The 18738-nt window shown below is 61.3% G+C and carries 17 protein-coding genes; 1 reads left to right on the forward strand and 16 read right to left on the reverse strand.

Going from position 1 to position 18738, the window contains the following annotated elements:
- Positions 1–70 precede the first annotated feature (70 nt).
- The 6 genes from odhB to sdhC form a co-directional block, all read right to left on the reverse strand.
- Positions 71–1288 (reverse strand): 2-oxoglutarate dehydrogenase complex dihydrolipoyllysine-residue succinyltransferase, encoded by a 1218-nt coding sequence (odhB, locus tag ABTW55_RS05695; RefSeq protein ID WP_033637469.1) that lies wholly within the window; start codon positions 1286–1288, stop codon positions 71–73.
- Between the two features lie 64 nt (positions 1289–1352).
- Entirely contained in the window at positions 1353–4160 is a 2808-nt protein-coding gene (gene sucA / locus ABTW55_RS05700; RefSeq protein WP_060422263.1) for a 2-oxoglutarate dehydrogenase E1 component, read from the reverse strand.
- 275 nt (positions 4161–4435) lie between these two features.
- On the reverse strand, positions 4436–5152 hold the full coding sequence (locus ABTW55_RS05705) for a succinate dehydrogenase iron-sulfur subunit (RefSeq protein WP_004939885.1): 717 nt from the start codon (positions 5150–5152) through the stop codon (positions 4436–4438).
- Positions 5153–5168: 16 nt separating this feature from the next.
- Positions 5169–6935: a succinate dehydrogenase flavoprotein subunit gene (gene sdhA / locus ABTW55_RS05710; RefSeq protein ID WP_015376974.1), complete on the reverse strand. Its 1767-nt coding sequence runs from the start codon at positions 6933–6935 to the stop codon at positions 5169–5171.
- Positions 6936–7283, reverse strand: coding sequence for a succinate dehydrogenase membrane anchor subunit (gene sdhD, locus ABTW55_RS05715; RefSeq protein ID WP_004939891.1), 348 nt, complete (start codon positions 7281–7283; stop codon positions 6936–6938).
- Positions 7277–7666 carry a succinate dehydrogenase cytochrome b556 subunit gene (sdhC, locus tag ABTW55_RS05720; RefSeq protein WP_004939893.1) on the reverse strand — a complete coding sequence of 130 codons (390 nt, stop codon included), beginning with the start codon at positions 7664–7666 and terminating at the stop codon, positions 7277–7279. Before sdhC ends, sdhD begins: the two co-directional genes overlap by 7 nt.
- Before the next feature lie 730 nt (positions 7667–8396).
- Here sdhC and ABTW55_RS05725 point away from each other — a divergent pair.
- Positions 8397–9689: a citrate synthase gene (locus ABTW55_RS05725; RefSeq protein WP_016928730.1), complete on the forward strand. Its 1293-nt coding sequence runs from the start codon at positions 8397–8399 to the stop codon at positions 9687–9689.
- Positions 9690–9747: 58 nt separating this feature from the next.
- On the opposite strand, the gene nei is transcribed toward ABTW55_RS05725, so the two are convergent.
- The 10 genes from nei to phrB form a co-directional block, all read right to left on the reverse strand.
- Positions 9748–10539: an endonuclease VIII gene (gene nei / locus ABTW55_RS05730; RefSeq protein WP_060420286.1), complete on the reverse strand. Its 792-nt coding sequence runs from the start codon at positions 10537–10539 to the stop codon at positions 9748–9750.
- A gap of 54 nt (positions 10540–10593) precedes the next feature.
- Complete coding sequence (gene pcp, locus ABTW55_RS05735) at positions 10594–11238, reverse strand: pyroglutamyl-peptidase I (RefSeq protein WP_016928732.1); 645 nt, start codon at positions 11236–11238, stop codon at positions 10594–10596.
- An 8-nt stretch (positions 11239–11246) separates the two neighbouring features.
- Complete coding sequence (locus ABTW55_RS05740) at positions 11247–12266, reverse strand: DUF979 domain-containing protein (RefSeq protein WP_060420288.1); 1020 nt, start codon at positions 12264–12266, stop codon at positions 11247–11249.
- On the reverse strand, positions 12263–12994 hold the full coding sequence (locus ABTW55_RS05745; protein ID WP_015376970.1) for a DUF969 domain-containing protein: 732 nt from the start codon (positions 12992–12994) through the stop codon (positions 12263–12265). Before ABTW55_RS05745 ends, ABTW55_RS05740 begins: the two co-directional genes overlap by 4 nt.
- Positions 12995–13056: 62 nt before the next feature.
- Positions 13057–13797 carry a 5-oxoprolinase subunit PxpA gene (pxpA, locus tag ABTW55_RS05750; protein ID WP_033647161.1) on the reverse strand — a complete coding sequence of 247 codons (741 nt, stop codon included), beginning with the start codon at positions 13795–13797 and terminating at the stop codon, positions 13057–13059.
- Positions 13787–14719 (reverse strand): 5-oxoprolinase subunit PxpC, encoded by a 933-nt coding sequence (gene pxpC, locus ABTW55_RS05755; protein ID WP_049221828.1) that lies wholly within the window; start codon positions 14717–14719, stop codon positions 13787–13789. The genes pxpA and pxpC overlap by 11 nt, the downstream gene beginning before the upstream one ends.
- A complete protein-coding gene (pxpB, locus tag ABTW55_RS05760) occupies positions 14713–15369 on the reverse strand; it encodes a 5-oxoprolinase subunit PxpB (protein WP_110621179.1) in 657 nt (218 codons plus the stop codon). Before pxpB ends, pxpC begins: the two co-directional genes overlap by 7 nt.
- 159 nt (positions 15370–15528) lie before the next feature.
- Positions 15529–16272 (reverse strand): type 2 GTP cyclohydrolase I, encoded by a 744-nt coding sequence (locus ABTW55_RS05765; RefSeq protein WP_025301873.1) that lies wholly within the window; start codon positions 16270–16272, stop codon positions 15529–15531.
- 18 nt (positions 16273–16290) lie between these two features.
- Positions 16291–17271 (reverse strand): MBL fold metallo-hydrolase, encoded by a 981-nt coding sequence (locus ABTW55_RS05770; protein ID WP_047568879.1) that lies wholly within the window; start codon positions 17269–17271, stop codon positions 16291–16293.
- Positions 17272–17293: 22 nt separating this feature from the next.
- A complete protein-coding gene (gene phrB / locus ABTW55_RS05775) occupies positions 17294–18724 on the reverse strand; it encodes a deoxyribodipyrimidine photo-lyase (RefSeq protein WP_060420290.1) in 1431 nt (476 codons plus the stop codon).
- Positions 18725–18738 lie beyond the last annotated feature (14 nt).

Genomic DNA, 18738 nt, shown 5'->3' on the forward strand with positions numbered 1-18738 from the left:
GTAAACCGCATGGTTTTCCGGCCACATAGCACAGAGTGCGGGCGCGGCATGCCGCGCCCGGCAAGGGTTACTAGACGTCCAGCAGCAGACGAGCCGGGTCTTCCAGCATCTCTTTGACCGTCACCAGATAACCGACGGATTCTTTACCGTCGATCAGGCGGTGGTCATAAGACAGCGCCAGATACATCATCGGCTGGATCACCACCTGACCATTGACCGCCATTGGGCGATCTTTAATGGCGTGCATGCCCAGGATGGCGCTCTGCGGCGGGTTGATGATCGGGGTAGACATCAGGGAGCCGAATACGCCGCCGTTGGTAATGGTGAAGTTACCGCCGGTCAGCTCTTCCACGGTCAGTTTGCCGTCGCGGCCCTTAACGGCCAGCTCTTTGATTTTCTTCTCGATGTCAGCCATGCTCATGGCGTCCACATCGCGCAGTACCGGCGTCACCAGGCCGCGCGGGGTCGAAACCGCGATGCTGATGTCGAAGTAGTTGTGGTAAACCACGTCAGAACCGTCGATCGACGCGTTCACTTCCGGGAAGCGCTTCAGTGCTTCAACCACCGCCTTGATGTAGAAGGACATGAAGCCCAGACGCACGCCGTGGCGCTTCTCGAAGGCTTCGCCGTACTGCTTGCGCAGATCCATGATCGGCTGCATGTTGATTTCGTTGAAGGTGGTCAGCATCGCGGTGCTGTTCTTCGCTTCCAGAAGACGCTCGGCGACGCGTTTGCGCAGGCGAGTCATCGGCACGCGTTTTTCGCTGCGGCCGGCCAGAGCAGGCTGCGGTGCGGCTTCAGCGGCGGCGGCCGGTTTGGCAGCGGCGCCGCCTTTGGCCAGGTGCGCTTCCACGTCTTCACGCGTGATACGGCCACCCACGCCGGTGCCTTTGATGGCGCCGGCATCGAGATCGTGTTCGGCGATCAGGCGGCGAATCGCCGGGCTGAGCGCGTCATTGCTTTCTTCTTCCAGGCTCGCGGTAGCGCGCTGGGCAGGCGTGGCTTCTTTCTCCTGGCTCTTTTCAGCGGTCGGCTTGCCGGAGCTGTCGCCCGGACGGATGCGGCCGAGCAGCTGGCGAGACAGTACGGTCGCGCCCTCTTCTTCCACGATAGCATCGAGAATGCCCGCTTCACTGGCCGGCACTTCCAACACCACTTTGTCGGTTTCGATTTCAACCAGGACTTCATCACGCTGCACGCTGTCGCCCGGTTTTTTGTGCCAGGTGGCTACGGTCGCATCGGCAACCGATTCAGGAAGGTCAGGAACCAGAATATCTACGCTACTCATTTAGCTTTCCCTTAAGTTTTTTATCATCTGCTTGCCGGCCCCTCGGCCGGCAAGCGAGCGAACATTAGTCAATATTCAGCGCGTCGTTCACCAGAGCCTGCTGCTGCTTCTGGTGCACGGACATATAGCCCACCGCCGGAGAAGCGGAGGCCGGACGTCCTGCGTAACGTAAAGAAGCCCCGAACGGCACCACTTCACGGAAGTTGTGTTGGCTGCAGTACCAGGCGCCCTGGTTCAGCGGCTCTTCCTGACACCAGACGAAATCATGCACGTGCGAGTATTGCTCCAGCACGGCCTGCACGGCCTGATGCGGGAACGGATACAGCTGCTCGATACGCACGATAGCCACGTCTTTCTGCTCGTTCTTGCGACGCTGTTCCAGCAGGTCGTAGTAGACCTTGCCGGAGCACAGCACGACGCGCTTGACCGCTTTCGGATCCAAGTCGTCGATCTCGCCGATCGCCGGCAGGAAGGTGCCGTTGGCCAATTCGTCCAGCGAAGAAATCGCCAGCGGGTGACGCAGCAGCGACTTCGGCGACATCACCACCAGCGGACGGCGCATACCGCGCAGCGCCTGACGACGCAGCATATGGTAAACCTGCGCCGGCGTGGACGGGACGCACACCTGCATGTTCTGCTCTGCGCACAGCTGCAGATAGCGTTCCAGACGTGCGGAAGAGTGCTCTGGGCCCTGGCCTTCATAGCCGTGCGGCAGCAGCATCACCAGGCCGCACATACGGCCCCATTTTTGCTCGCCGGAGCTGATGAACTGGTCGATAACGACCTGCGCGCCGTTGGCGAAGTCACCGAACTGCGCTTCCCAGATGGTCAGCGTGCGCGGTTCCGCCGTGGCGTAGCCGTATTCGAACGCCAGCACCGCTTCTTCAGACAGCACGGAATCCCAGACCTTGAATTCGCCCTGGCCGCTGTGGATGTTCGCCAGCGGAACGTAGACGGAACCGTTTTTCTGGTTGTGCACCACCGCGTGACGGTGGAAGAAGGTGCCGCGGCCGGCGTCTTCGCCGGAGATGCGGATTGGAATGCCTTCATCCGCCATGGTGGCGTAGGCCAGCGTTTCGGCGGCGCCCCAGTCGAACGGCTTGTTGCCCGCCGCCATCTCGGCGCGGTCAGCGTAGATTTTCGCCACGCGCGACTGCATTTCGATCGCTTCCGGCACCGTGCTGATGCGGCGTGCCAGCTCCTGCAGGCGCTTCATCTCAACCTTGCTCGGGTACTCTTCGTCCCACTCGTGGTTCAGATACGGTGACCAGGTGAAGGAGTGCAGGTTCATCGGACGCCATTCTTCAACCACGCAATCGCCGCGGTCGAGCGCGTCGCGGTACAGGTTGACCATTTCCGTGGCATCTTCCAGGCTGGCCACGTTCTGTTCGGTCAGAACGTCAGCGTAGATTTTGCGCGGCGTAGGGTGTTTCTTGATCTTCTGATACATCACCGGCTGGGTGGCGCTCGGCTCGTCGGCCTCGTTGTGCCCATGGCGACGGTAGCAAACCAGATCGATCATCACGTCACGCTTAAAGGTGTTACGGAAATCCAACGCCAGGCGGGTGACGAAGGCCACGGCCTCCGGATCGTCCGCGTTGACGTGGAAGATCGGCGACTGAACCATTTTGGCGATGTCGGTGCAGTATTCGGTAGAGCGCGCATCCAGCGGGTTGGAGGTGGTGAAACCAACCTGGTTGTTGATGACGATGCGCACGGTGCCGCCCACTTCGTAGCCGCGAGCCTGAGACATGTTCAGGGTTTCCTGAACCACGCCCTGGCCGGTGATGGCGGCGTCGCCGTGAATGGTGATCGGCAGCACCATGTTGCTGCGCGCTTCGTCCAAGCGATCGCGACGGGCGCGAACCGAGCCCATGACCACCGGGCTAACGATCTCCAGGTGCGACGGGTTGAACGCCAGCGCCAGGTGAACCATGCCGCCTTCGGTTTCCACGTCGGAAGAGAAGCCCTGGTGATATTTCACGTCACCGGTGCCGAGGTGTTCTTTATGCTTGCCGGCGAATTCGTCGAACAGATCGGCCGGCTTTTTGCCCAGCACGTTGATCAGCACGTTCAGACGGCCGCGGTGGGCCATGCCCAACACCACTTCGCGCGTGCCGTTCTTACCGGCGTGGCGCACCATCTCTTTCAGCATCGGCACCAGCGCGTCGCCGCCTTCCAGCGAGAAGCGTTTGGCGCCCGGGAATTTGGCGCCCAGGTAACGTTCCAGGCCTTCCGCCGCGGTCAGCTCGTTCAGGAAACGGCGTTTTTCGTCGGCGGTAAAGCTGGCGCGCCCCACCACCGACTCGATGCGCTGTTGGATCCAGCGTTTCTCTTCGGTGTTGGTGATGTGCATGTACTCAGCGCCGATCGAGCCGCAATAGGTCTGCTTCAGCGCGGCGTACAGATCGCCCAGCTTCATGGTTTCTTTGCCGATGGCGAAAGAGCCCACGTTGAAGGTTTCCTGGAAATCGGCTTCGGTCAGGTTGTGGTAAGCGGGATCAAGGTCAGGAACTTGCTCGCGCTGCCACAGGCCGAGCGGATCGAGGTTGGCATGCTGATGCCCGCGGAAGCGGAAGGCGTTGATCAGCTGCAGTACCTTGACCTGTTTGGCGTCGGTTTCCGGATCGGTGATGGTGGTGTTATAGCGCGCGGAGTCTTTCGCCAGGCGGCGGAAGTAATCGCGCGTTTGAGAGTGAAGCTGATCGGGTTTGACACCCGCGGTTGGTAGCTGTTGAAAAATGGAACGCCAGCTATCTTCAACGGAACCCGGATCGGTTAAGAAGTCTTCATAGAGCTGCTCTATGTAAGACTGGTTCGCGCCCGCCAGATAGGAGGAATCCAGCCAGGCCTTCATTGCGCCGTTCTGCATCATGATCCCTTAAGCTTTGAAGCTTTAGTTTTCGCCGTGGTTAACATAATTACCGTGATGAATACGGTTTGCCGTAAAACGGTTCACTCGACGTACTTGCGGCCATGACGGCCCGATACGTTCTGTTATGGACCTTGCGGTCCCTTACAAGGAACCTCTAAAAACCGGCGGAAGAACCAGGCTGCATAGCGCCGCAGCCGCGGGTCAGTTTTTAGAGGTTCCCTCCCCTATGGGATGTGCGCCGGAAAAGAGCCCGGCGCAGCATCTCATTCCGTTTATGCGCCGCGTTGCAGCAGCATGGACTTGATATGCCCGATCGCACGCGTCGGGTTCAAGCCTTTAGGACATACACTGACACAATTCATAATGCTATGGCAGCGGAAAACACTAAAAGCGTCGTCCAGATCATCTAAACGTTCTTGCGTTTCCGTGTCACGGCTGTCGATCAGGAAGCGATACGCCGCCAGCAGACCGGCAGGCCCGATGAACTTGTCCGGGTTCCACCAGAACGATGGGCAAGAGGTCGAGCAGCAGGCGCACAGAATGCACTCGTACAGACCGTCCAGCTTGGCGCGCTGCTCCGGCGACTGCAGGTGCTCGCGCGCCGGCGGGTTCTTGCCGTCGTTCAGCAGGTATGGCTTGATCTTTTCATACTGTGTATAGAACTGGCCCATATCCACCACCAGATCGCGCACCACCGGCAGGCCCGGCAGCGGACGGATCACGATCTTGCCGTTACCTTTGCGCAGCGACGAAATCGGGGTGATGCACGCCAGGCCGTTTTTACCGTTCATGTTCAGGCCGTCGGAACCGCACACGCCTTCGCGGCATGAGCGACGGAACGACAGGGTCGGGTCTTTTTCTTTCAGCTGGATCAACGCATCCAGCAGCATCATGTCGCGACCTTCTTCCGCTTCCAGGGTGTAGTCCTGCATGTGCGGCGCGTCATCGACATCCGGGTTGTAGCGATAAATGGAAAATTCGAGTTTCATCTGTCGATCTCCGCAATTAGTAAGAACGCACTTTCGGCGGGAATGCCGGGCGCAGCTTCGGTTGCATGTTCACTTCACGACGCGTCATGCTTTCCGATTGCGGCAGATACAGCGAATGGCACAGCCAGTTGGCGTCATCGCGTTCCGGGTAGTCGAAGCGGCTGTGTGCGCCGCGGCTCTCGGTACGGAAGTTGGCCGACACGGCGGTGGAATACGCGGTCTCCATCAGGTTATCCAACTCCAGGCATTCGATGCGCTGGGTGTTGAACTCGCTGGAGGTATCGTCCAGGCGTGCGTTCTTCAGACGTTCACGGATCACTTTCAGTTCTTCCAGGCCCTTGGCCATCGCATCGCCTTCGCGGAATACCGAGAAGTTGTGCTGCATGCAAGACTGCAGCGCTTTGCGAATTTCGACCGGGTCTTCGCCGGAACGGGTGTTGTTCCAACGGTTCAGACGATCCAGCGAGGCTTCCACGTCGGAGTCGCTGGCGTCACGGCTCACGCCCTGCTCTTCCAGCGATTCCTGCAGGTGCATGCCGGCGGAACGGCCGAACACCACCAGGTCGAGCAGCGAGTTGCCGCCCAAGCGGTTGGCGCCGTGCACCGATACGCAGGCGATTTCGCCCACCGCGAACAGCCCCGGGATCACCACGTCTTCGCCTTTCTCGTTCACGGTCAGCGCCTGGCCGGTCACCTTGGTCGGAATGCCGCCCATCATATAGTGACAGGTCGGGATAACCGGGATCGGCTCTTTCACCGGATCGACGTGCGCAAAGGTGCGGGACAGTTCCAGAATGCCCGGCAGACGGGATTCCAGCACCTCTTTACCCAGGTGATCCAGCTTCAGCTTGGCGTGCGGGCCCCAAGGACCGTCGCAGCCGCGGCCTTCGCGGATTTCGATCATGATCGAACGGGCAACCACGTCGCGGCCCGCCAGATCTTTGGCGTTCGGCGCATAACGCTCCATGAAGCGCTCGCCGTGTTTGTTCAGCAGGTAACCGCCTTCGCCGCGGCAGCCTTCGGTCACCAGCACGCCCGCGCCGGCGATGCCGGTCGGGTGGAACTGCCACATTTCCATGTCCTGCACCGGCACGCCGGCGCGCAGCGCCATGCCGACACCGTCGCCGGTGTTGATGTGGGCGTTGGTGGTGGACTGGTAAATACGGCCTGCGCCGCCGGTCGCCAGCACGGTGGCCTTGGCTTTGAAGTAAACCACTTCACCGGTTTCGATGCAGATAGCCGTAGTGCCGACCACCGCGCCGTCCTGGTTTTTCACCAGATCCAGCGCATACCACTCGGAGAAGATGGTGGTGTGGTTTTTCAGGTTCTGTTGGTACAGGGTGTGCAGCAGCGCGTGGCCGGTACGGTCGGCTGCGGCTGCGGTACGCGCCGCCTGCTCGCCGCCGAAGTTCAGCGACTGGCCGCCGAACGGGCGCTGATAGATGCGGCCGTCGTCCAGACGAGAGAACGGCAGGCCCATGTGTTCCAGTTCCAGAATCGCTTCCGGGCCGGTTTTACACATATATTCGATGGCGTCCTGGTCACCGATATAGTCGGAACCTTTCACCGTGTCGTACATATGCCATTCCCAGTTGTCCTCGTGGCTGTTGCCGAGCGCGACGGTGATGCCGCCCTGTGCGGACACGGTATGGGAACGGGTCGGGAAAACTTTGGACAGCAGGGCACAGGTCGAGCCCGCTTGGGAAATTTGCAGCGCGGCACGCATGCCCGCACCGCCGGCGCCGATTACGACGGCATCAAACTCTCTGACTGGCAGTTTCATTTAAGCACCCCACACTACGATTGTTCCGTACAGTAAATAGACCAGCAACGCGACCACGACAGCCAGCTGCAACACCAGGCGAACCGCCAGCGGCTTGACGTAGTCCGTCAGCACCTGCCACAGCCCGATCCAGGCGTGCACCAGAATCGACAGCAAGGTCAGCAGAGTGAACACTTTCGTAATGGAAGTGGCGAAGAAACCGCGCCAGATGTCATAAGTGAGTTCCGGAGCCGTGACGAAGAAGCCCAGGATATACAGGACGTAAAGGGTGATGATGATAGCGGAAGCGCGCAGCAGCAGCCAATCGTGCACGCCGTTGCGCCCTAATGCAGAAACGTTGTTTACCATACGAGGACTCCAGCCAGAACTGACAGCACGACGGTCAGGCCGATCGCCACCTGGGCGGAACGGGTACCGGCGGCCAAACTCTCTTCGATGTAGCCAAAATCCATTAACAAGTGACGGATGCCACCGCAAATGTGATAGGCCAGCGCCGTGAGGATGCCCCAGAATATGAATTTGACGATGAAGCTATTCATGATGGCGGCCGCCTGCAGGAACCCCTCTTGGGAAGAGAGTGACAGGCCCAGCAGCCAGAGGAGGATACCCACGGCAACGAAGGTAATTACGCCAGAGACTCGGTGTAAGATAGACGCTATCGCAGTTACGGGGAACCGGATCGTTTGCAGATCCAAGTTGACAGGTCGTTGTTTTTTCACGTATTTGCCCACACAGCTCTTATTATTTTCCTTCCTCCGGGCCTGGGCGGGGATCAGACAGCGTTAAGAGCCTAAAACCCTTACACGTCACGCGCTCAAACATCAACATCCTCTGTGCTCAAACGGCGCGCATTTATAACGCTGGGTGCTCCTACTTCAGGGTAATCCGGAGACCTGGCGGCAGTATAGGAGGATCACATTCTGATTACAATTCTCATACAACCGCTTTGATAACATTTCCCCCGAACAGTGATTCAGATCACGGATTTCACAATTAGTGCAAAATTAATTATCTGATTTGACAAGAGATCAACATTTCCATTACATATAGGGGCACAAACGGTCCTATGATGCGCTATGGGTCAGCAGATACACTTCCCCCCGGGTTCGAGTTGTGCAACAGTGTATTTGACGAACCTATCCCAATAGCCGTTGTTTCCCGCTCGATTTTGCCGGCGTCAAAAAGCAAATAAAGCAAATAAAAACAGATTATTGGGATAGGTTCACATCTCTTCGAACAGCTCATAGGTAAGATTAACAGACTATAACGAATTACTATGAATCGTTAACAACTGGTCACCCGTCTCGTTCGCCTGGTCAGCACTCTGTACCCTACCCGCGCACAGTTGCGCAGTCGCTCACAGAGTTAGCGTCCGCACCATTTTTTTGCGGGCAACCTGCAGAGATTTAAGGTATTTCAGTTGTTAGTGGTTTTTAAAATAAGGCGCTAAGGAGACAGTAAATGACTGATAAGAAAGCGACGCTAACCATTAACGACAGCGAAGCTCCGATCGAACTGGGCGTATTGACACCGACACTGGGCCCTGATGTCCTCGATGTCCGCGCTCTGGGTTCCAAAGGTTATTTCACATTTGATCCCGGCTTTACCTCCACCGCTTCTTGCGAATCCAAGATTACCTTCATCGACGGCGACAAAGGCGTGCTGCTGCACCGCGGCTTCCCTATCGAGCAGCTGGCGAAAGAATCTTCCTACCTGGAAGTGTGCTACATCCTGCTCTACGGCGAGACCCCAACGCCGGAAGAGTTCGAGACCTTCAAGACCACCGTCACCCGCCACACCATGATCCACGACCAGATCACCCATCTGTTCCGTGGCTTCCGTCGCGACTCGCACCCGATGGCGGTGCTGTGCGGCGTGACCGGCGCGCTGGCGGCGTTCTACCACGATGCGCTGGACGTCAACAACGAGCGTCACCGTGAAATCACCGCGTTCCGCCTGCTGTCCAAAATGCCTACCGTGGCGGCGATGTGCTACAAATACTCCCTGGGCCAGCCGTTCGTTTACCCGCGCAACGATCTGTCCTATGCTGGCAACTTCCTGCACATGATGTTCGCCACCCCGTGCGAAGAGTACGTGGTGAACCCGGTGCTGGAACGCGCCATGGATCGCATCCTGATCCTGCACGCCGACCATGAGCAGAACGCCTCTACCTCTACCGTGCGCACCGCCGGCTCTTCCGGCGCCAACCCGTTCGCCTGCATCGCAGCCGGCATCGCCTCCCTGTGGGGGCCGGCGCACGGCGGCGCCAACGAAGCGGCGCTGAAAATGCTGGAAGAGATCAAGACCGTCGAGCACATTCCGGAATTCATCAAGCGCGCCAAGGACAAGAACGACTCCTTCCGCCTGATGGGCTTCGGCCACCGCGTGTACAAAAACTACGATCCGCGCGCCACCGTGATGCGCGAGACCTGTCACGAAGTGCTGAAAGAGCTGAACAAGAAGGACGACAACCTGCTGCAGGTCGCGATGGAGCTGGAACACATCGCGCTGAACGACCCGTACTTCATCGAGAAGAAACTGTACCCGAACGTCGACTTCTACTCCGGCATCATCCTGAAGGCGATGGGCATTCCTTCTTCCATGTTCACCGTGATCTTCGCCATCGCGCGCACCATCGGCTGGATCGCCCACTGGAACGAAATGCACGACGAAGGCATCAAAATTGCCCGTCCGCGTCAGCTGTACACCGGCTATGCCGAGCGTGATTTCAAATCCCAGCTGAAAAACAAGTAAGCCGCTTTCCCGGCTGAAGCTGCACAGCGCCGCCCCCTTCGGGCGGCGTTTTTTTTGGTTATTTCTGGCAGCCCGGGCACCAATAAAACGGCCGCGACGACAGATCGGTACGCACGATCATCTCACCGCAGCGTTCGCAGGGCTCGCCGCTGCGATGAAACACCTTGAAGCGAAACAGCGCGCCGTGATGCCGGTTGTCATCCGCCTGCCCGCGCGTCTGGTAGGAAAGGCGCGGCACCGCCAGCAATGCGTCCGCCAGGCGGCGCAGCGCTTCCGGCGGCAGATCCTGCGGTTTGTGCTGCGGCGCCAGTTCGGCCTGCCACAGGATTTCGGCGCGCAGATAGTTACCCAATCCGGCAAGAAACGCCTGGTCGAGCAGCATGCCGCCCAGCTGCCTGCGGCGAAAACGCGGCGTCAGCAACCGCTCCGCCACATCTTCCACCGTCAACGACATGTCCAACACGTCGGGGCCGATGCGTTGCAAAAACGGGTGCTGCTCTATCTCCTCGCGCGGCCCGACGGTAATGTCGGAAGCGCTGTAGAGCAATATCGCGCTGCGGGCGGTTTCCAGCCGCACCCGCAGATCGCGCCGGGTCTCCGGCGTCTCCCCGGCCGCCGCCACTTTCCACACGCCGTACAGCTGGTTGTGGCTGAACATCGTCAACCCATTGGAGAAATGGGTCAGCAGCGCCTTGCCGCGCGGCTCGATGGCGACGATGCGCTCGCCGAGCAGACGCTGGCGATAGTGTTTCAGCTGGGGAAAAGCGAAATCGACGGCGGTCAACGGCTGATCGATCACCGCCGCCGCCAGTTTGTCCGCCGCCCGGCGAATCTCCGGTCCTTCCGGCATAGACCACTCCTTACGTAGACCCGGCGCAGCCCGATGCGCCGGGGATTTTCTTGATTAATGCGTCGCGCCGCCCACCACTTTCAGATCGTGCTCCACCTGCAAAGCGATGGAAACGGCCAGCTCCAATGCAAACAGCACCGTCGAAGCCGCCATGCTCGGCGCGCCGGGGTGCGCCGCCGCCTGCTCCGGCAGATACGGGATATGGATAAAGCCGCCCTTCACCTCACGCTGGCCGCTCAAACGGTGCAGCAGGCCATACATGACATGGTTGCACACATAGGTGCCGGCGGTCTGCGAAACGGCGGCCGGAATGCCGGCCTCACGCATCGAACTGACCATCGCCTTGATCGGCAATGTACTGAAATAGGCCGCCGGGCCGCCGGCGACGATCGGCTCGTCCACCGGCTGTTGCCCCTGATTGTCGGGGATACGCGCATCGTCGACGTTGATCGCCACCCGTTCAATCGTGATGTCGGTGCGGCCGCCGGCCTGGCCGATAGCCAGCACCATCACCGGCTGCACCTCGTCGATCGCCGCATTGAGCGCCTCCAGCGCCGCGCCGAACACGCACGGCAGTTGGCGCGCCACGATGCGCGTGCCGACCAGCTCCATATCATTGAGCTGCTTCACCACTTCCCAGGAGGGGTTGAGGCGCTCGCCGCCAAACGGCTCAAAGCCGGTAATCAATACTTTTTGCATCCTTACTCCTACAGGAACATCAGGAAATACAGCAGGAACACGTTAACCAACAGCAGTAGCACGCCGGTCGGCACCTGCGCCTTGATCACCGCATTCTTGTCCGGCAGATCCAGCAGCGCCGCCGGCACGATGTTGAAGTTCGCCGCCATCGGCGTCATCAGGGTGCCGCAATAGCCGGAGAACATGCCGATCGCCGCCATCACCGCCGGGTTGCCGCCGTGCTGCAACACCAGGATCGGAATGCCGATGCCGGCGGTAACGATCGGGAAAGCGGCGAAGGCGTTGCCCATCACCATGGTCAGCACAGCCATACCGATAGCGTAGACCGCCACGGCGATAAAGCGGTTATCCACCGCCAGATACTCCTGGGTCAAATGCGAGATCGCGGTGCCGACGCCGGCGACGGTAAACAGCAGCCCCAGCGTGGCGAGGATCTGCGGCAGAATGAACGCCCAGCCGATCGAATCCAGCAGGCGCCGCGCTTCCTGTATCGGCTGCAGGGCCTTCTCATGGGTCATTTTCACCGCGATCGCCAGACCGATCAGGCAGCCGACGGTCATCGAGAACAGGGTGATCAGCGTCGCATGGTTGCCGCTGCCGAATACCGCGCTTTGCAACGCCGGCACGTTGTTGAACAGCAGCACGCCGATCACCGTCACCACCGGGATTGCCAGAGCGGGGATAAACAGCTTGTTGCCCAGGCGCTTGGCGCTGGCCTCGCGCTCCTGCGGCGTCCGTTGATGATAGCTGCCGAGGCGCACACCGCCGAAACCGGCAATCAGGGCCATCACCACCACCACCACGCCAACTATGATGTGCAGCATGCGTTTTTCGTTGCTACCCTCGCCCAGCACGTCGCCCAGCAGGCGGTAAGTCCAGTCGCCGACCAGGAACACCAGGCCGTACAGCCCCCAAAACAGCCCGGTGGTGATGCGGCGCGGGTTGGCGCGATCGCGGAAGGACATCACCGCCACAATCAGCAGCACCGCGCCGGCCAGCCAGTAGAGATATTGTTGCTGGAAGTTCATCGTGCCTCCCCCTTCGCCTGCAGCGCCGCCTGATTCAGCTGCGCCAGCTCTGCGCTCAGCTGCTTATCCATCCGATACAGCCGGAACGCGTGGATCAGGAAAGCGAAAATCGCGGTCGGAATGCCCCACAGCGCGATATGCAGCGGCTCGGTCTGAATGCCGCCGGACTCCAGCATAAAGTTGTGCATGAAGATGATCGCGCCGAAGGCGACGAAGATATCCTCGCCGAAGAACAGCCCGACGTTGTCGGTCGCGGCCGACATGGCGCGCAAACGGTGGCGCGTGCGCTCCGGCAGCTCGCCGTAGCGGTTTTCCGTTGCCCCTTCCGCCATCGGCGCCAGCAGCGGCCGCACCATCTGCGGATGCCCGCCCAGGCTGGTCAGCCCCATCGCCGCGGTAATCTCGCGCACGAACAGGTAGACGATCAGCAGACGGCCGGCGGTGGCGCTTTTGATCCTGGCGATCCACGCCTGCGCCCGTTCTTTCAGCCCGTGGCGCTCCAGCAGGCCGATCACCGCCAGCGGCAACAGCAGGATCAGCGGCAGGTTGCGGGTGTTGAGAAAGCCCTCGCCGAGCTTTTCCAGAATGACGTCCAGCGGCATCAGCGCCGCCAAACCGGTGATGATGCCGGCGGCGATCACCACCAGCACCGGGTTGAAACGCAATACAAACCCGACCACGATGGCGGCGATGCCAATCAGTGGCCAGAGATTCACGGCCTGTTCCATAGTCTTCCCTCGATATTTTCTAATAGTTTTTTGCTTGTGATGTTGTGTCTTGCTTTATTGCTTTACTGCTCCGCGCTGACGCGGATGCCCTGCTGAACAAAACTGTCCCGCAGCTTGCGCGCATACGCCAGCGCATGCTCGCCGTCCCCGTGCAGGCAGACGGTTTCCGCCTGAACGGCAGTCCAGACGCCATCCACGCTGCGCACCCGGTGATGGCGCACCATCTCCAGCGTTTGCGCCAGCGCCTGTTCGTCATCCTCAATCAGCGCCCCCGGCAAACCGCGCGGCACCAGCGTGCCGTCGGCCTGATAGCCGCGATCGGCGAACACCTCTTGCCGGGTGGTCAGACCGAGTTGTTCCCCGGCGCGAATCAGCTCGCTGCCGGCCAGCCCCACCAGCCGCAGCGCCGGATCGACCGCCTGCACCGCCCGGGCGATCGCTTCCGCCAGCGCCGGCTCAACCGCCGCCTGGTTGTACAGCATGCCGTGCGGCTTAACGTGCACCATCACCCCGCCCTCGGCGCGGGCGATGGCCGCCAGCGCCCCGAGCTGATACACCACCTGCGCGTACACCGTTTCCGGCGGCAGCTGCATGCGGGTGCGGCCGAAGTTCTCCCGATCGGGAAAACTCGGGTGGGCGCCGATCGCCACGCCGTACTGCAATGCCCAGCGCACCGACTGACGCATGGTCTGCGCATCGCCGGCGTGAAAGCCGCAGGCGATGTTGGCCGAGCTCACCAGTTGCAACAGCGCCTGGTCGTTGGCGCAGCCTTCGCCGAGATCGGCGTTCAAATCAACGATCATGTAACCCCCAGGCAATCTGTCGAAGGAAGAGATCCTGCTCGGCTTTGGCGCGCTGCGCCTCGGCCAGTGAGCAGAGAACGAAGTGGATCGGTTCGCCGAGACGGATCTGCGCCAAGTGGTAGAGATCGGCCTCTATCACACAGGCGATACGCGGGTAACCGCCGGTGGTTTGCGCATCGGCCATCAGCACGATCGGCTGGCCGTTGTGCGGCACCTGCACCACGCCGGACAGCAGGCCGTGCGACAGCATCTCTCGATCGGTGGTGCGCTCCAGCGGCGTGCCGCCGTGCAGGCGGTAGCCCATGCGGTTGCTCTGCGGGCTGAGCTGCCAGGCGGTGCGCCAGAACGTGTCCTGCGCCTCTTCGCTGAACTCAGCGTACTCCGGCCCCGGCAGCGCGCGAATGCGGTTGGTGAACAGCAGCTGCTTCACGCCGCAACGGTGTTGCGGCAGCACGGTGGATTTGCCCAGCGGCAGCCGATCGCCGTCCTTCAGATTACGGCCTTCGTGGCCGCCAAAGGCGGCTTTCATGTCGGTGCTGCACGAGCCCAGCATTTCCGGCACGGCGATGCCGCCCGAGATCGCCAGGTAGCTGCGCATGCCGCGTTTCGGCGTGCCCAGCGCCAGCCGCTGCCCCTTTTTCACCGGGTAGCGCCAGCCGGTCCACAGCGGCTTGCCGTCCAGCTGCGCGTCGCAGCCGGCACCGGTCAAGGCGATCCAGCCAGGGCGGGTAAACTCGGCGCTGAACTGGCCGAGGGTGATCTCCAGCCCGGCGGCCTCCGGCGCATTGCCCACCAGCAGGTTGGCGATCTTCAGCGCCGGTTGATCCAGCGCCCCGCCGGTGCTGATGCCCAGGCGGCGGAATCCCTCGCGGCCCAAATCCTGCACCGTGGTATAGATGCCGGCACGCAGAATAATCAGCATACGCCCTCCTTCTGCGGCACGAAGCGCACGTTATCGCCCGGGCGCAGCAGCGTCGGCGGCATTTCATGCGGATTGAACAGCGCCAGCGGCGTGCGGCCGATCAGCTGCCAGCCGCCGGGCGTCACCAGCGGATAGATACCGGTCTGGCCGCCGCCGATGCCGACGGAGCCGGCCGCCACCGCCAGACGCGGTTCCGCGCGGCGCGGCGTCGCCAGAAGTTCCGGCATGCCGCCCAAATAGGAGAAGCCCGGCTGAAAGCCGAGGAAATAGACCACGTAGGCCGCCGCCGCGTGGCATTCCACCACCTGCCGCGGCGTCATGCCGGTATGGCGCGCCACTTCATCCAGATCGGGGCCTTGCTCCCCGCCGTAGACCACCGGAATATCCACCTGGCGCGATTCCGGCGTCAGGCTCTCTTTGCTTTCCCAACCTTGCTGCAGCAGCGCGAGCATCGCTTCGGCGTCGGCCTGCGGCGTATGCAGCAACAGCGTCAGGTTGTTCATCCCCGGCACCACTTCCCGCACGTCGGGGTGGTGATTCAGCTTTTCCGCCAGCGCCCAGATGCGCTGCTGGCTCGGTAAGGTCACCGGCGGCGACAGTTCAAGCACTACCGCTCTTTCACCCAACAGGTAATAACGTGCTTGTTGCACCCTTATTCTCCTTATTATTATCGCGATGAAAAACACACCAGTTATGCGTGACGCGGCCCCGGCTGTCAATAGAACGCAACCATAGGGAAAATAAGGAAATAGCGCGATAGAAGGATTCAGCCGGCGCACAGGCCGGGCTGGATCCGGGGAAGAAAAAAATCAGGCGGGATTCGGGATGTCGATAAAGGTCACATCAAAGCCGTGGTGCTGCGCCAGCCAGTCGCCCAGCGCCTTCACGCCGCCGCGCTCGGTGGCGTGGTGGCCGGCGGCGAAGAAATGCACGCCCATTTCGCGCGCGCTGTGAATGGTCTGCTCAGACACTTCACCGCTGATGAACGCATCGACGCCGAAGCGCGCCGCGCTGTCGATAAAGCCCTGGCCGCCGCCGGTGCACCAGGCCACCCGGCGAATGTGCTCAGGCGCGTTATCGCCGCAGTGCAGCACCGCGCGCCCCAGCCGGCTTTCGATACGCTGCTGCAGCGCTTCGCCGGTCAGCGGCTGTTCAAATTCGCCGTGCGGCACCAGCGGCTCGACGTCGCCAATCACCCGAATGCCCAGCGCCTGCGCCAGCTGCGCGTTGTTGCCCAGCACCGGATGCGCGTCCAGCGGCAGGTGGTAGCCGTACAGGTTGATATCGTGGGTCAGCAGCGTTTTCAGGCGGTTGCGCTTCATGCCGCGCACCGCCGGCGCCTCGTTTTTCCAGAAATAGCCGTGGTGCACGATAATCGCATCGGCCTGATGCGCCACCGCGGCGTCCAGCAGCGCCTGACAGGCGGTGACGCCGGTCACGATGCGCTGCACGTGCGGGCGGCCTTCTACCTGCAATCCGTTGGGGGCGTAGTCCTGAAACGCCGCGGCGTTCAGTTCCGTGTTGATCAGTTGTTCCAGATCGAGGTTACGCATTCTCTTCTCTCTTCATAGTCAAAATGTCTGCCGGTCGCCCTGCGCCATCAGGATGAATTTCACCCCCAGATCGTTGCCCTGCGCCAGCTGTTGCGCAATGGCGGCGCGCGCATCTTCGCCCTGCTTCAGGCTGGGCTTGATGTGGCTGATCACCACCGGCAAACCGTTCAGCGAGCCATCGCCGCCGCTGTACTGCGTCAGGTTCTTCAGCTCCTTCAGCAGCCAGGCCGGCGTCAAATGGCCGTACAGATGTTTATCCTCCACCCCATTAGGGTAAGAGGTTTCGATAATCATGCCCTTGAGCTTCTTCTGCTCGACAAGCGGCCCCAGCGCGCGCCAGACGGTATCGAGATCGCGCGACTGCTCCACCTTATCCGGCCCGGTATCGCCGAAGTAGGCGAAGAACTCGTTGCCGTTGGAAATCAGCAGCATCGACGACGGATAGCGATCGTGGCTGAGCGGGTACATCACGCCGGTCAATCCGGTCAGGCCGAGGGTAAACCGCTGCTGCGGCCGCACCGTTTGCAGCCGGTAGGTGCCCAGCCGCGAACCGTTGCCGGCGTCGGTAAAGTTCGGCCACGCCTTCCAGTTGAAGTAGTGATTACGTAGGGTCAGCACGGTGTCCGCCTGGGCGTAAACGGTTTTTTTATTGTCCTCGGGTGAGCCGAGGATCAGCCCCGCCACGTGGTCCAGGTGGCCGTGGCTGATAAAGTAGCTGCCGATCAACTGCCGGAACACATAGCCCTGCGGCGTGTAAGGCGCGGCCAGCTCGGGCGTCACCTGCGGGAAGCTGCCCTTCTCCAGCCCTTTGGCGATGCCCGGCAGCAGCGAACCGGCGTCCAGCGCCACATACCGCGGCTGATTGTCGCTGCGGATCAGGTAGGAAGTCAGGTTGCCGTCGCTGACGCCGCCGTCGACGCCCAGCGCCACCACGTCAAAGCCGGCGATCGCCAGCGCCGAATAGCCGCTCAGGCACAGGGCCAGCACCTTTTTCATCATTGCATCGCTCCTTGCAGTTGCCTCAAGACTCTCCCCGTTTTGCCGCCTCGAACGCCGCCAGCGTCTCCAGCCGGGCTTGCTTATGATCGACGATCGGCAGCGGGTAGTTCAGCGTGCATCGCTGCTTTTCCGCCCAGCGATGGGGATGATGGATGTCATTGTCGGGCACATCCGCCAGTTCCGGCAACCATTTACGGATAAAAGTGCCTTGTGGATCAAAACGTTCACCCTGAGTCGTCGGGTTGAAGATGCGGAAATACGGCGCGGCGTCGGTGCCGGTGGATGCCGCCCACTGCCAGCCGCCGTTATTGGCCGCCAGATCCCCATCCAGCAGTTGCGACATGAAATAGCGCTCCCCGGCGCGCCAGTCGATCAACAGATCCTTCACCAGAAAACTGGCGCTGATCATGCGCAGCCGGTTGTGCATCCAGCCGGTGGCGTTCAGCTGGCGCATGGCGGCATCGACGATCGGATAGCCGGTCTCGCCCCGCTGCCAGGCGTGCAGCTTCGCCGCGTCATCGCACCAGCGCACCTTGTCCGTCCAGGCAATAAACGGCCGATGGCGGCACAGATCGGGATAGGCCACCAGCAGATGGCGATAGAACTCACGCCAAATCAGCTCGTTGAGCCAGGCGAAGGCACCGCTTTCGCGATCTTCCAGCAGCTGCGGGCATTCGGCGCGCAGGCGGTTGAAGCACTGGCGCGGCGACAGCACGCCGATCGCCAGATAGGGCGACAGGCTACTGGTGCCGGCGAGGGCCGGCAGATCGCGCTGCCGGAGGTAATCCTGCACCTGCTCGCGGCAAAAGGCGCGCAGCCGCTGCAACGCGGCCTCCTCACCGGCGGGATAGCCATCCCCAGTCTCCGCCATAGGGTAATCGAACGCCGCCGGCGCTTCAGGCATAGGTAACGCACCACCGGCGCGGATCTTCGGCGCCGGCAGGCAGCTCACGTCGGACTCGGTCAGGCGTTGAAGAAAAGCGTTGCGAAACGGCGTATAGACCTTGTACATCTCGCCGCCGCCGGTGAGTACGCTGCCCGGCGGCAGCAGCAGGCTGTCATCGAAACCGTGACACCTCACCCGGCCACTCAACCGCTGTTCCAGCCGCGCATCGCGCCGCCGTTCGTTCAGTTCGTACTGGCGATTGTAAAACAGCGCATCCACCTGCTCTCGCTCGCAATAGTCCGCCAGCCAGTCGATCGACGCGGCAAAGTCCGCACAGGAATGGCAATGCAGCGCAATGCCCTTGTGCGCCAGCGCCTGCTGCACCGCCCGCAGGCTGGCGTGGATCAGCGCCGCCTGCCGCGGCGCCATCTCATGTTGCCGCCACTGCTGCGGCGTGGCGATAAACACCGCCAGCACCCGGGCTTCGGGATCGCTGCAGGCGGCGTGCAGCGCTTTGTTGTCGGTGATACGCAGATCGTTACGCAACCAGACCAGATGCGTGGTCATAAAACTCCTTGTCA

This window comes from Serratia sp. SM04 (assembly GCF_040280225.1).
In the GTDB taxonomy this organism is placed as follows: domain Bacteria; phylum Pseudomonadota; class Gammaproteobacteria; order Enterobacterales; family Enterobacteriaceae; genus Serratia; species Serratia sarumanii.

Bases quoted from the DNA above. Each gene is read 5' to 3' on its own strand.
- odhB (WP_033637469.1), bottom strand. From the start codon at position 1,288: ATGAGTAGCGTAGATATTCTGGTTCCTGACCTTCCTGAATCGGTTGCC.
- pcp (WP_016928732.1), bottom strand. From the start codon at position 11,238: ATGCAAAAAGTATTGATTACCGGCTTTGAGCCGTTTGGCGGCGAGCGC.
- pxpC (WP_049221828.1), bottom strand. From the start codon at position 14,719: ATGCTGATTATTCTGCGTGCCGGCATCTATACCACGGTGCAGGATTTG.
- sdhA (WP_015376974.1), bottom strand. From the start codon at position 6,935: ATGAAACTGCCAGTCAGAGAGTTTGATGCCGTCGTAATCGGCGCCGGC.
- ABTW55_RS05745 (WP_015376970.1), bottom strand. From the start codon at position 12,994: ATGGAACAGGCCGTGAATCTCTGGCCACTGATTGGCATCGCCGCCATC.
- ABTW55_RS05725 (WP_016928730.1), top strand. From the start codon at position 8,397: ATGACTGATAAGAAAGCGACGCTAACCATTAACGACAGCGAAGCTCCG.
- sucA (WP_060422263.1), bottom strand. From the start codon at position 4,160: ATGCAGAACGGCGCAATGAAGGCCTGGCTGGATTCCTCCTATCTGGCG.
- ABTW55_RS05740 (WP_060420288.1), bottom strand. From the start codon at position 12,266: ATGAACTTCCAGCAACAATATCTCTACTGGCTGGCCGGCGCGGTGCTG.
- nei (WP_060420286.1), bottom strand. From the start codon at position 10,539: ATGCCGGAAGGACCGGAGATTCGCCGGGCGGCGGACAAACTGGCGGCG.
- phrB (WP_060420290.1), bottom strand. From the start codon at position 18,724: ATGACCACGCATCTGGTCTGGTTGCGTAACGATCTGCGTATCACCGAC.
- ABTW55_RS05765 (WP_025301873.1), bottom strand. From the start codon at position 16,272: ATGCGTAACCTCGATCTGGAACAACTGATCAACACGGAACTGAACGCC.
- ABTW55_RS05770 (WP_047568879.1), bottom strand. From the start codon at position 17,271: ATGATGAAAAAGGTGCTGGCCCTGTGCCTGAGCGGCTATTCGGCGCTG.
- ABTW55_RS05705 (WP_004939885.1), bottom strand. From the start codon at position 5,152: ATGAAACTCGAATTTTCCATTTATCGCTACAACCCGGATGTCGATGAC.
- sdhD (WP_004939891.1), bottom strand. From the start codon at position 7,283: ATGGTAAACAACGTTTCTGCATTAGGGCGCAACGGCGTGCACGATTGG.
- pxpA (WP_033647161.1), bottom strand. From the start codon at position 13,797: ATGATCGTTGATTTGAACGCCGATCTCGGCGAAGGCTGCGCCAACGAC.